This is a genomic window from Streptomyces yaizuensis (assembly GCF_034961445.1).
In the GTDB taxonomy this organism is placed as follows: Bacteria; Actinomycetota; Actinomycetes; order Streptomycetales; family Streptomycetaceae; genus Streptomyces; species Streptomyces yaizuensis.
Genome location: NZ_BSBI01000007.1, coordinates 1 through 14017 on the forward strand (window position 1 = coordinate 1; position 14017 = coordinate 14017).

The following is a 14017-nucleotide window of genomic DNA, read 5'->3' on the forward strand; positions in this document are numbered from 1 at the left end:
TTGATGGGGTAAGGCTCCCAGTAGACGACTGGGTTGATAGGCCAGATATGGAAGCCGGGTGACCGGTGGAGTTGACTGGTACTAATAGGCCGAGGGCTTGTCCTCAGTTGCTCGCGTCCACTGTGTTAGTTCTGAGGCAACGACCGTTGCCGTTTTGAGCAGAACCACTTAATTGAAGAGTGTGCTTGTTCGCTCGAAACCGATAGGGTTTCGGTGGTTATAGCGTTAGGGAAACGCCCGGTTACATTCCGAACCCGGAAGCTAAGCCTTTCAGCGCCGATGGTACTGCAGGGGGGACCCTGTGGGAGAGTAGGACGCCGCCGAACAATATTTCAGGGACCCGTGGTCCAGCGTTCACGCTGGATTACGGGTCCCTTTTTGTTTTCTCTTTCTCGAAGCGCGTCGGGGGGCCGGCTGCGCGAGAATGACCGCAGTACCTCAAGACAGGAGTCATCACGATGCCCACCAACTCTCCCGACGACCGTTCGGAGCGCGAGCCGCGCCGTAGGGACGGCGGTGACCGGGGCGGATACCGTGGTCCCCGTCGTGATGACGACCGTGGTGGGTACCGTGGCGGTTCCCGTGACGACCGTGGTGGCCGGCCTTCCGGCAGTGGCAGCGGCGGCAGCGGTGGCGGCGGTTACGGTCGCCGTGATGACCGTCCGTCGTTCCGTCGTGACGATGACCGTGGTGGATACCGTGGTCCCCGTGACGATCGGCGTGACGACCGTGGTCCCCGTCGTGATGACGACCGTGGTCCGCGTCGGGACGACCGGCGTGACGAGCGCCCCAGCAGCTCCGGTGGCTTCCGCCGCGATGACCGCCAGGGCGGCGGCTTCCGGCGCGACGACCGTCAGGGTGGTAGCCAGGGTGGCGGCTTCCGTCGCGATGACCGGCGTGACGAGCGTCCCTCCTTCCGTCGTGATGACGACCGTGGTGGATACCGGGGTCCTCGCGACGACCGGCGTGACGACCGTGGTGGCCGGCCTTCCGGCAGCGGTGGTGGCGGCGGTTATGGCCGCCGTGATGACCGTCCGTCGTTCCGCCGCGACGACGACCGGCAGGGTGGCGGTTTCCGTCGGGACGACCGGCGCGATGACCGTGGTCCGCGTCGTGATGACCGGCGTGACGAGCGTCCCGGCGGCAGCTCCGGTGGCTTCCGTCGCGATGACCGCCAGGGCGGCGGCCAGGGCGGTGGCTTCCGCCGTGACGACCGTCAGGGTGGTAGCCAGGGTGGCGGCTTCCGTCGCGATGACCGGCGTGACGACCGTCCGTCGTTCCGTCGCGATGACGACCGTGGTGGATACCGGGGTCCTCGCGACGACCGGCGTGACGACCGTGGTGGCCGGCCTTCCGGCAGCGGCGGTGGCGGCGGTTATGGCCGCCGTGATGACCGTCCGTCCTTCCGCCGCGACGACGACCGTGGTGGATACCGTGGTCCCCGTGACGATCGGCGTGACGACCGTGGTCCCCGTCGTGATGACGACCGTGGTCCGCGTCGGGACGACCGGCGTGACGAGCGCCCCAGCAGCTCCGGTGGCTTCCGCCGTGACGACCGCCAGGGCGGCGGCTTCCGGCGCGACGACCGGCGCGATGAGCGCCCGTCCTTCCGCCGTGATGACCGGCGTGACGACCGGCGTGACGACCGTCCGTCGTTCCGCCGCGACGACGACCGCGGTGGATACCGTGGCTCCCGTGACGACCGTGGCGGCCGGCCTTCCGGTGGCGGCGGCTACGGCCGCCGTGACGACCGGCAGGGTGGCGGCTTCCGCCGCGACGACCGTGACCGCCCCGAGCGCGAGCCGGTCAAGCGGCTGCCGATCCCGGACGACGTCACCGGTGACGAGATCGACCAGGACGTGCGGCAGGAACTCCAGAGCCTCCCGAAGGGGCTCGCCGAGGATGTCGCGCGCAACCTCGTCATGGTCGCCAAGCTGATCGACGAGGAGCCGGAGGAGGCGTACGGCTACTCCCGGGTCGCCCTGCGGCTCGCGTCCCGTGTCGCCGCCGTCCGTGAGGCCGCGGGATTCGCCGCGTACGCGACGCAGCGGTACACCGAGGCGCTGGCGGAGTTCCGTGCGGCGCGGCGGATGACCGGCGGTGTGGAGCTGTGGCCCGTCATGGCGGACTGCGAGCGCGGGCTCGGGCGGCCCGAGAAGGCCCTCGCCATGGCCGGCGAGGCCGAGGTGCAGAAGCTGGACAAGGCCGGCCAGGTCGAGATGCGCCTGGTGGCGGCCGGGGCGCGGCGGGACATGGGGCAGATCGACGCCGCCATCGTGACGCTCCAGAGCTCGGAGCTGGCCTCCAGCTCCGTCCAGCCGTGGACCGCGCGGCTGCGGTACGCGTACGCCGACGCCCTGCTCGCCGCCGGCCGTGAGGACCAGGCGCGCGAGTGGTTCGCCAAGGCGCTGGAGGCGGACAAGGACGGGTCGACCGACGCGTCGGACCGGCTGGCCGAGATGGACGGCATCGAGTTCGTGGACGCGTTCGACGAGGCCGACGAGGCGGGCGAGGCAGCCGGTGACGACGACGTCGCCGTGGTGGTGACCGAGTCGGCCGACACCGACGAGGACCGCGACGAGGACAGCGACGACGACAACGACACTGACGTCGCCGAGGTCGAGGTCGAGAAGAGCGAAGAGGCCGGCGGGAGCGACAGCGCCGACGGCGGCAAGGACGCCTGAGCCGTAACCGATGAATGAAGGGCGGTCCCCATCCGGGGGCCGCCCTTTCGTCATTCCCGGTCCAGGCTTCTGAGGACCAGGCCCGTCGCCGGTTTGGGGCCGAACGAGGTCGACTTCCGGGGCATGGTGACGCCTTCCCGGGCCAGTTCCCGGACGACGTCCTCCCGTACGGGGTGCATCAGGACCGCCGTACCGCCGTGGCGTTCCGCCTGGGTGACGACCGCGTCCGTGTGGTGGATGTACGCGATGTGCTCCGGGGTGTCCGGGACATGCCAGATGGAGTCGAGGAGGGTGGAGTGCAGGACGGCCGCGTCCAGGGTCCGCCAGGCCGTCGGCCGGTCGGCCGGGACGGTGCGGGCCAGCAGGGCGGGATCGGGCCGGTCCAGGAGGTGGAACGAGCCGTCGCCGGCGAGCAGGAAGGCGTTGCCGACGGTGGCCGACTCCGCGAGGGCGGCGAGGGCGTCGGCGAGCGGGACGTCGAGCCGCCGGACCCGGAAGGAGTCCCCCAGCGCGGCCAGTGCGTCCGCGACCGGCAGCTGGTGCAGCAGCCGGTGGATGGCGCGGACCCGCAGCGGGTAGCGGGCGGTGTCCACGAGGAGGACCAGGCCGAAGTTCCACGGTCCGGGGCCCGGGTGGTCGGCGCGCAGCCGCAGATAGGTGGCCCAGCGGTGGTGGCCGTCGGCGATCAGGGCCTGGCGGGTGGCGAGGTCGGTGCCGATCGCGGCGAGGTCCGCCGGGTCCGTGACGGCCCAGAGCCGGTGGCCGACGCCGTCCTCGGTGGTGGTGGCGAGCAGCGGGGCCCGTTCCACGGTCCGGTCCACGACGGTCGCCGTGCCGGTGTTCCCGCCGCCCCGGTAGGTGAGCAGCAGGGGTTCCAGGTTGGCGGCGGTCGCGCTCATCAGGGCGGCGCGGTCGGCGACGATCTCGGGCATCACGTCCTCGTGCGGGAGGACGATCCCCTCGGTGGGGTCGGAGAGGGCGAGGGCGCCGATGACTCCGCGCTGGAGGCCGTCCGTGTGGCGCTGCTCGTACACGTACACCGCGGGTTCGGGGTCCTGGGCGAGGATGCCGTCGGCGAGCCAGCGGGTGAGGGTGTCGGCGGCCCTGCGGTGGCGCTCGGCGGGGGTGGCAGCCTGGGGCAGGATCAGGCGCACGATGTTGTGGGGGTGCGCCGATTCGAGCTCGTCGAGTCCCTCGGGCCGGACGACGACGTCGTACGGGGGTGAGGTCACGGCGGCGAGCGTGCCGACCCGCTCGGGGACGTAGCGCAGTCCGCGGAAGGGGAGCAGGCGCAGGCCGTCGTCATCGTCGGCCGGGGGAACTTCGCAGTTCATCCGTGCATCGTATGTGGGACGGGCGATGAGCGATGATCGGGGGAGTGCAGGGCTACGGAGAGGCAGGAGCCGATGGACCAGGGGAGCAGGACCCGGCCGGGTGCGAGTGAGCGGGTGCTGAGCGAGGCGTACGACACCGCGCTCCTGGACCTGGACGGCGTGGTGTACGCGGGCGGGCTGGCCATTCCGTACGCCGTCGAGTCGTTGATCGCGGCGCGGGACGGCGGGATGCGGCTGGCGTACGTCACGAACAACGCGCTGCGGCCCCCGGAGGCGGTGGCGGCCCACATCACCGAGCTGGGGGTGGCGACGGAGCCGGCCGATGTCATCAACTCGGCGCAGGCTGTCGCGCGGTTGATCTCCGAGCAGGTGCCGGCGGGGTCGCGGGTGCTGGTGATCGGTGGCGAGGGGCTGCGGGTCGCGCTGCGTGAACGGGGGCTCGTACCCGTGGAGTCGGCGGACGACGATCCGGCGGCGGTGGTGCAGGGGTACGGGGGCCCGGAGCTGCCGTGGGGCCGTTTCGCGGAGGCGTGTTACGCGATCGCGCGGGGGGTGCCGTGGTTCGCGTCCAACACGGATCTGACGATTCCGGGGGCCCGGGGGATCGGTCCCGGCAATGGGGCGGCCGTGGAGGTGGTGCGGATCGCGACGGGTGCGGAGCCGCAGGTGGCGGGGAAGCCGCTGCCGCCGATGCACCGGGAGACGATTCTGCGGACGGGTGCCCGGGTGCCGCTGGTGGTGGGGGACCGGCTGGACACCGACATCGAGGGCGCGTTCAACGGCGGGGTGGATTCGCTGCTGGTGCTGACGGGGGTGACCGACGGGGCCGGGCTGCTGGCCGCGCCGCCGGAGCACCGGCCGACGTACGTGGACGCCGATCTGCGGGGGATGCTGCGGGCGCAGCCCGCGGTGGCGGCGCTCGCGGCCGGTTTTGTGTGCGGCGGGTGGACGGCGTCGGCGCGCGGTGGGGAACTCGCCCTGGAGGGTGACGGGGAGGCGATGGACGGGCTGCGGGCGCTGTGCGCGGCGGCGTGGACGGAGGCCGGTGACGGGGTCTGCACGCTGGATCCGGGGAAGGCGCTGGCCCGGCTGGGGTTGTGAGGGGGAGGGCTCTCCCGGGGAGGTCCGCGCGGGGCGCGGGACGGCTGCGGCGCGGCGGGAGGATAGGGTGGCCTAACTTTGAACCGGACGATCGTGCGCCGGCCCGCGTGATGTCCTGACCAGCGCGCCCGTGCCCTCCCCGGGCCGGCGTCCCTCGATCCAGGAGTACCCCACGATGCAGCGCCTCACCGCGGAATCGGTCACTCTCCGCTATGACCAGCGGGTCATCGCCGAGAATCTGTCGGTGGAGATCCCCGACAACTCCTTCACGGTCATCGTCGGCCCCAACGCCTGTGGCAAGTCGACGCTGCTGAGGGCGCTGTCGCGGATGCTGAAGCCGACCGTGGGCCGGGTGCTGCTGGACGGACAGGCCCTTCACTCGATGCCCGCCAAGAAGGTCGCGCGGACGCTGGGGCTGCTGCCGCAGTCGTCCATCGCGCCCGACGGGATCACGGTGGCGGACCTGGTGGCCCGGGGCCGGTTCCCGCATCAGGGACTGCTGCGGCAGTGGTCCCCGGAGGACGAGCGGATCGTGCGGGAGTCGATGGCGGCGACCGGGGTGGCCGGGCTCGCGGAGCGCTATGTCGACGAGCTTTCGGGCGGGCAGCGGCAGCGGGTGTGGATCGCGATGGCGCTGGCGCAGCAGACGCCGCTGCTGCTGCTGGACGAGCCCACGACGTTCCTGGACATCCAGCATCAGCTGGAGGTGCTGGATCTGTGCGCGGAGCTGCACGAGACGCAGGGCCGGACCCTGGTCGCCGTGCTCCACGACCTCAATCAGGCGGCCCGGTACGCCACGCACCTCATCGCGCTGCACGACGGTGCGGTGGTGGCCGAGGGCGCGCCGGCGGACGTGGTCACGGCGGAGCTGGTGGAGCAGGTCTTCGGGGTGCGCAGCCAGGTCATCGAGGATCCCGAGTCGGGTACGCCGCTGGTGGTGCCGGTGGCGCGGAAGAAGGCCGGGGTTCCCGGACCGCGCTGAGGAGGCGTTCGAGTATTTTCGGACGTCTGCGGGGTGCTGGCCGGATCCCGGCTTCCGGCGGTCAGGAGCGGGTCGACAGCGGCCCGCGGTGGGTCACAGCAGTTTGCGCAGGCGCAGCAGGTCGCGGAAGCCGGCTTCCAGTTTGATCCGGCCGGAGGCCCAGGAGCGGGCGAAGTCCAGCTCCCCGTCGACCAGGGCCACCAGGTCGTCGCCCGTCATCGCGAGCCGGATCTCCGCCTTTTCGCGGGGCGGTCCCGTCAGGGTGTCGAGCACCGTGATGGTGCCGCCCTTGAGCCGCCCGGTGAAGGTGGTGTCCAGATCCCTGATGTGGCAGCTGAGTGATCTGTCGAGAGCCGCCGCGTCGCGGACATCGCCCTCCGAGCGGGTGAGTTTGTCGCTGAGTCGCTGAAGTGCGCTGCGGCACTCGTCCATCGTCGCCATCGTGATCGACGGTACCGCAGGGCTTCGCGGTAGCGTCAGGGCATGAGCGATGTGATGCCGGACGCAGGGGGGACACAAGGGGTATCCGGGGCGAATGCCGCCGCCGGGGCCGCTTTCGTCACCGGAACCGCCGGGGACGGTGCCGCCGACGTGGTCACGACCGGTGACGGTGGTGAAGGCACGGGTGCGGAGATGGTCGCCGCCGCTCCCGACGGGCCCGCTCCCGACGGGCCCGCGCCCCTGGGTGTCGCGACCGCCCCCACCGGCGACACCCAGGTGGACTCCGTCCTGGAGCGACTGGCCGACGCGGACCACCTCCCGGCGGACGGCCATCCCGAGGTGTACGAGGATGTACACCGGGGACTGCGCGAAGTGCTGGACGCGCTGGACGCACCCCCCGGACCCGTGCCCGCACCGGCGGGCCCGACCCCCTCACCCCCGTACGACCTCAGGAGCTGAACCGCACGTGGCAGGAGCCGCCCGCCGCCGTCTCGACGCCGAACTGGTACGCCGCAGCCTCGCCCGCTCACGGGAGCACGCGGCGCAGCTGATCGCCGCCGGGCGGGTGACCGTCGGCGGAACCGTCGCCACCAAGTCGGCCACCCAGGTCGAGACCAGCGCGGCCGTCGTCGTCACCGGCGACGCGGACGACCCCGACTACGTCTCGCGCGGCGGGCACAAGCTCGCCGGCGCGCTGGACGCCTTCGTCCCCCGCGGACTGGCCGTGAAGGGCCGGCGGGCGCTGGACGCCGGTGCCTCGACCGGCGGTTTCACCGATGTGCTGCTGCGCGCCGGCGCGGCCCATGTGGTGGCCGTCGACGTCGGTTACGGGCAGCTCGCCTGGTCGCTCCAGAGCGACGAGCGGGTCACCGTCAAGGACCGCACCAACGTCCGGGAGCTGACCCTGGAGGCGATCGGCGGCGAGCCGGCCGACCTGGTGGTGGGGGACCTCTCGTTCATTCCGCTCGGTCTGGTGCTGCCCGCGCTGGTGCGCTGCTCCGCCCCCGACGCCGATCTGGTGCTGATGGTGAAGCCGCAGTTCGAGGTGGGCAAGGAGCGACTTGGCAGCGGCGGCGTCGTGCGCAGCCCCGAGTTGCGCAAGGACGCGGTGCGCACGGTGGCCGGGCAGGCGGCCGCGCTGGGGCTCGGTGTGTTGGGAGTCACCGCCAGCCCGCTCCCCGGTCCGTCCGGAAACGTCGAATACTTTCTGTGGCTCAGGGCCGGGGGGCCCGAACTCGACCCGGCCGATGTCGACCGAGCAGTGGCGGAGGGACCTCGTTGACCACAGAAGGAAAGACATCGAAGCGCAGGGTTTTCCTCCTCGCGCACACCGGGCGGCCGGCCGCGATCCGCAGCGCCGAACTGGTCGTCCAGGGGCTGCTGCGGTGCGGTATCGGGGTACGGGTGCTGCGGGCGGAGGCCGTCGACCTGCCGCTGCCCGCGTCCGTGGAGACGGTGGCCGAGGCGACACCCGATGTCCTCGAAGGCTGTGAACTGCTGATCGTGCTCGGCGGGGACGGGACGCTGCTGCGCGGCGCCGCCTTCGCGCGTGCCTCCGGGGTGCCGATGCTCGGCGTCAACCTGGGGCGGGTCGGCTTCCTGGCCGAGGCCGAGCGCGACGACCTCGACAAGGTCGTCGACCGGGTGGTGACCCGGGAGTACGAGGTCGAGGAGCGGATGACCATCGACGTCGTCGTCCGCAGCAACGGCGATGTCGTGCACCGGGACTGGGCGCTGAACGAGGCCGCCGTGCAGAAGGTGTCGCCGGAGCGGATGCTGGAGGCCGTCCTGGAGGTCGACGGCCGGCCGGTGACGGCGTTCGGCTGCGACGGCATCGTGTGCGCCACGCCCACCGGGTCGACGGCGTACGCGTTCTCCGCGGGCGGTCCGGTGGTGTGGCCCGAGGTGGAGGCGCTGCTGATGGTGCCGATCAGCGCGCACGCCCTGTTCGCCAAGCCGCTGGTGACGTCGCCGACGTCGGTGCTGGCGGTGGAGGTGCAGCCGCACACCCCGCACGGGGTGCTGTGGTGCGACGGGCGGCGGACCATGGAGCTGCCGCCGGGGGCGCGGGTGGAGGTGCGCCGGGGCGCGGTGCCGGTGCGGCTGGCGCGGCTGCACCACGCGTCGTTCACGGACCGGCTGGTGGCGAAGTTCGCGCTGCCGGTGTCGGGTTGGCGGGGCGCCCCGTCCTGACCGGGCGGCCGCTGTCCGCCGCCTCCGGTCACCGCTTCGTTGTCGACGGCTTCGTTGTCGTGCGATCACCCGCGTGATCGGCGGGGACGGTGCCGGTCAGCGGTTCGGGTGACGTCCGCGGGGCCGCGCCGGAGCCCGTGGCGGCCCCTGGCGCGCGGTCCGGGCCGCCCGCCGGGCGCGGCGTGGCGGGTCTGCGTCGCGCCGCGTGGCGGAAACCTCGTATGGTCGTGTCCGTGTTGGAGGAGATGAGGATACGGTCGCTCGGGGTCATCGACGATGCTGTCGTCGAGCTGTCCCCCGGTTTCACGGCGGTGACCGGTGAGACGGGAGCCGGCAAGACCATGGTCGTCACCAGCCTCGGGCTGCTGCTCGGTGGCCGGGCCGACCCGGCGCTGGTGCGGATCGGCGCCAAGGCGGCGGTGGTGGAGGGCCGGATCGCGGTGCCCCCCGGGGGCCCGGCCGCGCTGCGGGCCGAGGAAGCGGGCGCCGACTGCGAGGACGGCACCCTGCTGATCAGCAGGACCGTATCGGCCGAGGGGCGCTCCCGGGCGCATGTCGGCGGCCGGGCGGTGCCCGTGGGCGTCCTCGCCGAACTCGCCGACGACCTCGTCGCCGTCCACGGCCAGACCGATCAGCAGGGGCTGCTGCGGCCCGCGCGGCAGCGGCAGGCACTGGACCGGTACGCGGGCGAGGCCGTCGCGGGGCCGCTGAAGCGGTACACCGCCGCCTACCGGCGGCTGCGGGCCGTCACCGGCGAGCTGGACACCCTCACCACCCGGGCCCGGGAGCGCGCCCAGGAGGCCGATCTGCTCCGCTTCGGGCTGGAGGAGATCGCCTCGGTCGCGCCCCGCGCCGGCGAGGACGTGGAGCTGGCGGCCGAGGCCGAGCGGCTCGGACACGCGGAGGCCCTGGCCTCCGCCGCCACGCTCGCGCACACCGCGCTCGTGGGCGACCCCGAGGACCCGGAGGGCGTCGACGCGGCCACGCTGGTCGCGGGCGCGGGCCGGGCGCTGGACACCGTCCGCTCCCACGATCCGGCCCTGGCGGCGCTCGCCGACCGGGTGGGCGAGATCTCCATCCTCCTCGCCGACGTGGCGGGCGAACTCGCCGGATACGCGGACCTGCTGGACGCCGACCCGAGGCGGCTGGCGGCCGTCGAGGACCGGCGGGCCGCCCTGAACGGCCTGATCCGCAAGTACGGGCCGAGCGTCGACCACGTCCTCGACTGGGCGGAGGAGGGCGCGGGCCGGCTCACCGAACTGGACGGCGACGACGACCGCATCGGCGAGCTGGCGGTGGAGCGGGACGCCCTCCGCGACGAGCTGTCCGCGCTGGCCGAGGCCGTGACCCAGGCGCGCACGGAGGCAGCGGAGCGGTTCGCCGGGGCGGTCACCGGTGAGCTGGCGTCGCTGGCGATGCCGCACGCCCGGGTCTCGTTCGCGATCCGGCAGACCGAGGACCCGGAGGGCGTGACCGTCGCCGGCCGGCCGGTGGCGTACGGGCCGCAGGGCGTCGACGAGGTCGAGCTGCTGCTCGCGCCGCACCCGGGGGCGCCCGCACGGCCGATCGCCCGGGGCGCGTCCGGCGGTGAGCTGTCGCGGGTGATGCTGGCGGTGGAGGTCGTCTTCGCGGGCACCGACCCCGTACCGACGTACCTCTTCGACGAGGTCGACGCGGGCGTCGGCGGGCGGGCGGCCGTCGAGATCGGCCGCCGGCTGGCGAAGCTGGCCAAGACCGCGCAGGTGGTGGTCGTGACGCATCTGCCGCAGGTGGCGGCGTTCGCGGACCGTCAGCTGCTGGTGGAGAAGACGAACGACGGCTCCGTGACCCGCAGCGGGGTCACCGTCCTGGAGGGCGAGGACCGGGTGCGGGAGCTGTCCCGGATGCTCGCCGGGCAGGAGGACTCGCAGACGGCGCGGGCGCACGCGGAGGAACTGCTCGCGGCGGCACGGGCCGACGGGTAGCACATCCGCTCCCAGGGCGGTCGGGCGTCGTCCCGGTGAGCGGGCCGCCCGGGGGTCCTGCGGGCCGTCCGGTGCGCCCTCCGGCCCCGCCGCTCACCCATGTGGGTGATCCCAGGGGTGCGGAGACCCCGGACGGGCATGGAGACGGCCCCGGAACGCGCGTACGGGCTGGCATCCTTGGCGGGTGACACAGCTGCGTACGGTCCAAGTGCTGGGCGGCGGCAGCGCGGGCAGCAGCGCGCACGTCCGGTCACTGGCCTCGGGGCTGGTGGCGCGGGGCGTCCGGGTGACTGTGTGCGCCCCGCCCGAACTGGACGAGGTCCACGACTTCCCCGGCTCCGGCGCCGACTTCGCCCCCGTGCCCCGGCGCGGCGACCCGGCGGCGGTGGGAACCCTGCGCGCGGTCTGCGCGGGGGCGGACCTGGTGCACGCCCACGGACTGAACGCGGCGGTGCGCAGCGCCCTCGCCCTGAGCGGGCTGCGGATACCGCTGGTCGTCACCTGGCACACCCGGGCGAGCGACGACGGCGCGCGGGGCCGGGTGCTGAGACTCCTGGAACGACGGGCCGCGCGGGCCGCCGCGATCGTCCTCGGGACCTGCCCCGAACTGGTGGACCGGGCCCGCACGCACGGCGCGCGGGACGCCCGGCTGGCACCCCTCGCCGTACCCGCCGCCCCGCGCGGTCCCGCCCCGGCGGGGGAGCCGTCCAGGCCCGTACCGGTACCGGTCGCCGTGGGACGGCCCGTGGTGCTGGCGGCAGGTGCGCTGACACCGGACAGCGGCTACGGGACCCTCCTGGACGCGGCGGCCCTCTGGCGGGAACTGGACCCCGTACCGCTGGTGGCCATCGCGGGCGAGGGCCGGGAGCGGGCCGCCCTGGAGCGGCGCATCACGGCGGAGGCCCTGCCGGTGCGGCTCCTGGGCCGCTGCGACGACATCGCCCCGCTGCTCCGGTCCGCCGACATCGCCGTGCTGCCCAGCCGCTGGGAGGCGCGTTCCGTACTCGCGCAGGAGGCCCTGCGGCGAGGGGTGCCGCTGGTCGCGACGGCCGTGGGCGGAGTGCCGGAGCTGGTCGGCAACGCCGCCGAGCTGGTGCCGTACGGGGACGGGGGCGCGCTGGCGGTCGCGGTCGCCGGACTGCTGGCGGACCACCGGCACCGCACGGAACTGATCCGGCGGGGCCGGGCGCAGGCGGCGGGGTGGCAGACGGAGGACGAGACCGTCGCGCATGTGCTGAGCGTGTACGACGAACTGGTGTCGAGGTGAGGTGACGGGCGGCGCGGCGGAGGGCTGAGGCACCGGTGCGGTGCGGGGATGTCCGAGGGGCAGCCGCCGGCAGGGCACCGCCAAGGCATGGAGGCGGAAGGACCGTTCGGGGGCGGTCGGCTCACTCGCACGGGCCCCGGGGCGAACAGGGACGAGGCCCCCGACCGGCGGGGCTCGGGCCTCGGGCTGCCCGCACAGGGCTGCTGTCGGACGGCGGGGCCCCCGGTCGGTAGGGGTGGGGTTAAGGGCAGGGGCACCACCACGGGGCCCTGGGTGGTCCGGGTCCGGTTGTGGTGGCGGCGATGGCCGTCAGGGGACGTGGCGGCGGGCGTGCAGGGCCAGGGTGAGGGCCAGGACCGTCTGGGGGTCGTCCAGGTCGGTGCCGAGGAGTTCGGAGATCCGGGCGAGCCGGTTGTAGAGGGTCTGCCGGTTGAGATGGAGTTCCCGGGCCGTCTCCGCCTTGCGGCCCGCGTGCGTCAGATACGTCTCCAGGGTCGGCAGCAGCGGCGGGCGGGCGGTGGCGTCGTGCTCGCGCAGCGGGCCGATCGCGCGGTCCACGAAGGCCGCCAGGTCGGGGTGGTCGCGCAGCCGCCACAGCAGGAGTTCGGTGTCCAGCCGGCGGGCGTCGTACCAGGGGCGGTCGGGGAGTCCCTGGGCGGCGGTCGCGGCCTCCGCGGCGTGCCGGAGGCCCGCCGACGCCGTGGGCCAGCCGCCCGCCATGCCGATGACGACGACCGGGGGGTGCGTGCCGGGGCGGTCGAGGCCGGCGCGGGCGACCCCGGTCCGCAGGGCGGCGGCGACCCGGTCCGCGACGCCGGCCCGTTCGGCCTCGGTGCGCAGCGCCACGAGCAGCGGCACCCGGCCCTCGACGGGCCGCACCCCGAGCAGCGCGGGTACGCCCACGGCGGCCAGTTCGTCGGTGGCGGCGCGGACCAGCGGGGCCCAGCCGCCGGGCGGTGTCGTCGGTGACAGCCGCATCACCACGGGGAGCAGCGGTCCGTCGCCGGGGCGGAAGCCGAGGACGCGGGCCTGCGCGGGGGCGTCGTCGGCGGCGATGCGGCCCTCCGCGAGGTCGGTGAGGAAGTCGCCCCGGCCCAGGGCCGCCAGCTCCTCCTCCTGGCGGGCCTGCATCAGGACCACCGCGAGGAGTCCCGCGGCGCGTTCCGCCGCCATCCGGTGGACCGTCAGCGGCGGTGTGCCGACGGCGGGGAGGACCAGCCGGGCCCGTACCGCCGTGGTGCCGGGGCCGCCGCCGGGGATGTCGACGACGACGGTCCCGGCGGGCGGGGTCTCGCGGGTGGCGCGCTGTCCGCGCAGCCCGTCCCAGATCTGGAGCGGGTCGGCTGCGGCGGACGGGCAGCCCGCCGCGTACAGCAGCCGGCCCTCCGGGGTCTCCAGGAAGGCGGGCGTGCCGGTGAAGTCGGCGAGGACGCCCAGCACCCGGGGGACTCCGCCGCCGCCGAGGAGGGCATCGGTGCACCGGCGGTGGACGTCCTCGGCCTGCCGCAGCAGGGCGTAGTGGCCGTTGACGATCTCGGTGTGGATCTCCTCGGTCACGGCGACGAAGCGGACCTCGCGGTGGAGCTGGACCAGGGGGAGTCCGGCGGTACGGGCGGCTTCGACGATCGCGGGCGGCAGCCGGGGGAAGCGGGGGCCCAGCTCCACGACGAGGGCGGCGATGCCCCGGTCCGCGAGGCGGTGGACGAAGGCCCGCTGTTCGGCGGGGCGGGTGCCGAGGCCGAGGCCGGTGGTGAGGAGCAGTTCGCCGCCCTTGAGGAGGGAGGCGATGTGGGGGACCTCGCCGGCGTGCGCCCAGCGGACGGTGCGGTGCAGCCGGTCGGCTCCGGTGAGGACTTCGGGGAGGCCCGAGCGGAGTCCGGGCAGTTCGAGTGCCCGGCGTACGGTGATGCCGCCCTGGGGTTCGCCTCGGGTCTCCACGGATCGGGTCTCCACGGAATTGCCGCCTCGCGCTTCATCGGGTCCGGACATGTCCGGACGGTACAAGATCGTCCCCGGGTGCGGACCGGGCAGGGTCGGACAGGGTCGGACAG

At 73.9% G+C, this 14017-nt stretch carries 11 protein-coding genes, 1 rRNA gene and 1 pseudogene; 10 read left to right on the plus strand and 3 right to left on the minus strand.

Translation table 11 applies throughout. The features are described 5' to 3' along the window. Positions 1-209 precede the first annotated feature (209 nt). From rrf to SYYSPA8_RS17670, 3 genes and pseudogenes are all read left to right on the plus strand, one after another. A 5S ribosomal RNA gene (rrf, locus tag SYYSPA8_RS17660) occupies positions 210-326 on the plus strand. A gap of 780 nt (positions 327-1106) precedes the next feature. Further along, a pseudogene (locus SYYSPA8_RS38405) lies at positions 1107-1799 on the plus strand (hypothetical protein); the annotation flags it as partial. 60 nt (positions 1800-1859) lie between these two features. Further along, positions 1860-2684 (plus strand): tetratricopeptide repeat protein, encoded by an 825-nt coding sequence (locus SYYSPA8_RS17670; RefSeq protein WP_323448499.1) that lies wholly within the window; start codon positions 1860-1862, stop codon positions 2682-2684. 50 nt (positions 2685-2734) lie between these two features. On the opposite strand, the gene SYYSPA8_RS17675 is transcribed toward SYYSPA8_RS17670, so the two are convergent. Beyond that, positions 2735-4018: a DUF1015 domain-containing protein gene (locus SYYSPA8_RS17675; protein ID WP_323448167.1), complete on the minus strand. Its 1284-nt coding sequence runs from the start codon at positions 4016-4018 to the stop codon at positions 2735-2737. Positions 4019-4090: 72 nt separating this feature from the next. Here SYYSPA8_RS17675 and SYYSPA8_RS17680 point away from each other — a divergent pair, with 72 nt between their 5' ends. Together SYYSPA8_RS17680 and SYYSPA8_RS17685 are read left to right on the plus strand one after the other, a co-directional pair. Further along, on the plus strand, positions 4091-5119 hold the full coding sequence (locus SYYSPA8_RS17680; protein ID WP_323448168.1) for an HAD hydrolase-like protein: 1029 nt from the start codon (positions 4091-4093) through the stop codon (positions 5117-5119). A gap of 175 nt (positions 5120-5294) precedes the next feature. Then, positions 5295-6101, plus strand: a complete 807-nt coding sequence (locus SYYSPA8_RS17685) for an ABC transporter ATP-binding protein (RefSeq protein WP_323448169.1) — start codon at positions 5295-5297, stop codon at positions 6099-6101. Positions 6102-6194: 93 nt separating this feature from the next. Here SYYSPA8_RS17685 and SYYSPA8_RS17690 read toward each other — a convergent pair whose 3' ends face one another. After that, positions 6195-6542: an SCP2 sterol-binding domain-containing protein gene (locus SYYSPA8_RS17690; RefSeq protein ID WP_323448170.1), complete on the minus strand. Its 348-nt coding sequence runs from the start codon at positions 6540-6542 to the stop codon at positions 6195-6197. Positions 6543-6734: 192 nt separating this feature from the next. Here SYYSPA8_RS17690 and SYYSPA8_RS17695 point away from each other — a divergent pair, with 192 nt between their 5' ends. From SYYSPA8_RS17695 to SYYSPA8_RS17715, 5 genes are all read left to right on the plus strand, one after another. After that, positions 6735-7001 carry a hypothetical protein gene (locus SYYSPA8_RS17695; protein WP_323448500.1) on the plus strand — a complete coding sequence of 89 codons (267 nt, stop codon included), beginning with the start codon at positions 6735-6737 and terminating at the stop codon, positions 6999-7001. A gap of 7 nt (positions 7002-7008) precedes the next feature. Then, entirely contained in the window at positions 7009-7824 is an 816-nt protein-coding gene (locus tag SYYSPA8_RS17700) for a TlyA family RNA methyltransferase (RefSeq protein WP_323448171.1), read from the plus strand. Continuing rightward, complete coding sequence (locus SYYSPA8_RS17705) at positions 7821-8735, plus strand: NAD kinase (protein WP_323448172.1); 915 nt, start codon at positions 7821-7823, stop codon at positions 8733-8735. The genes SYYSPA8_RS17700 and SYYSPA8_RS17705 overlap by 4 nt, the downstream gene beginning before the upstream one ends. Before the next feature lie 221 nt (positions 8736-8956). Then, a complete protein-coding gene (recN, locus tag SYYSPA8_RS17710) occupies positions 8957-10699 on the plus strand; it encodes a DNA repair protein RecN (RefSeq protein ID WP_323448173.1) in 1743 nt (580 codons plus the stop codon). Between the two features lie 184 nt (positions 10700-10883). Further along, the gene (locus SYYSPA8_RS17715; protein WP_323448174.1) at positions 10884-11966 is read left to right on the plus strand and encodes a glycosyltransferase family 4 protein; all 1083 of its coding nucleotides are present in this window, start codon (positions 10884-10886) and stop codon (positions 11964-11966) included. 309 nt (positions 11967-12275) lie between these two features. Here the strand turns inward: SYYSPA8_RS17715 and SYYSPA8_RS17720 are convergent, their stop codons facing one another. Next, entirely contained in the window at positions 12276-13955 is a 1680-nt protein-coding gene (locus SYYSPA8_RS17720) for a PucR family transcriptional regulator (RefSeq protein ID WP_323448175.1), read from the minus strand. Positions 13956-14017: the final 62 nt, after the last annotated feature.

Coding starts and splice junctions, on each gene's coding strand:
- SYYSPA8_RS17680 (WP_323448168.1), top strand. CDS start 4,091: ATGGACCAGGGGAGCAGGACCCGGCCGGGTGCGAGTGAGCGGGTGCTG.
- SYYSPA8_RS17685 (WP_323448169.1), top strand. CDS start 5,295: ATGCAGCGCCTCACCGCGGAATCGGTCACTCTCCGCTATGACCAGCGG.
- SYYSPA8_RS17695 (WP_323448500.1), top strand. CDS start 6,735: ATGGTCGCCGCCGCTCCCGACGGGCCCGCTCCCGACGGGCCCGCGCCC.
- SYYSPA8_RS17720 (WP_323448175.1), bottom strand. CDS start 13,955: ATGTCCGGACCCGATGAAGCGCGAGGCGGCAATTCCGTGGAGACCCGA.
- SYYSPA8_RS17675 (WP_323448167.1), bottom strand. CDS start 4,018: ATGAACTGCGAAGTTCCCCCGGCCGACGATGACGACGGCCTGCGCCTG.
- SYYSPA8_RS17690 (WP_323448170.1), bottom strand. CDS start 6,542: ATGGCGACGATGGACGAGTGCCGCAGCGCACTTCAGCGACTCAGCGAC.
- recN (WP_323448173.1), top strand. CDS start 8,957: ATGGTCGTGTCCGTGTTGGAGGAGATGAGGATACGGTCGCTCGGGGTC.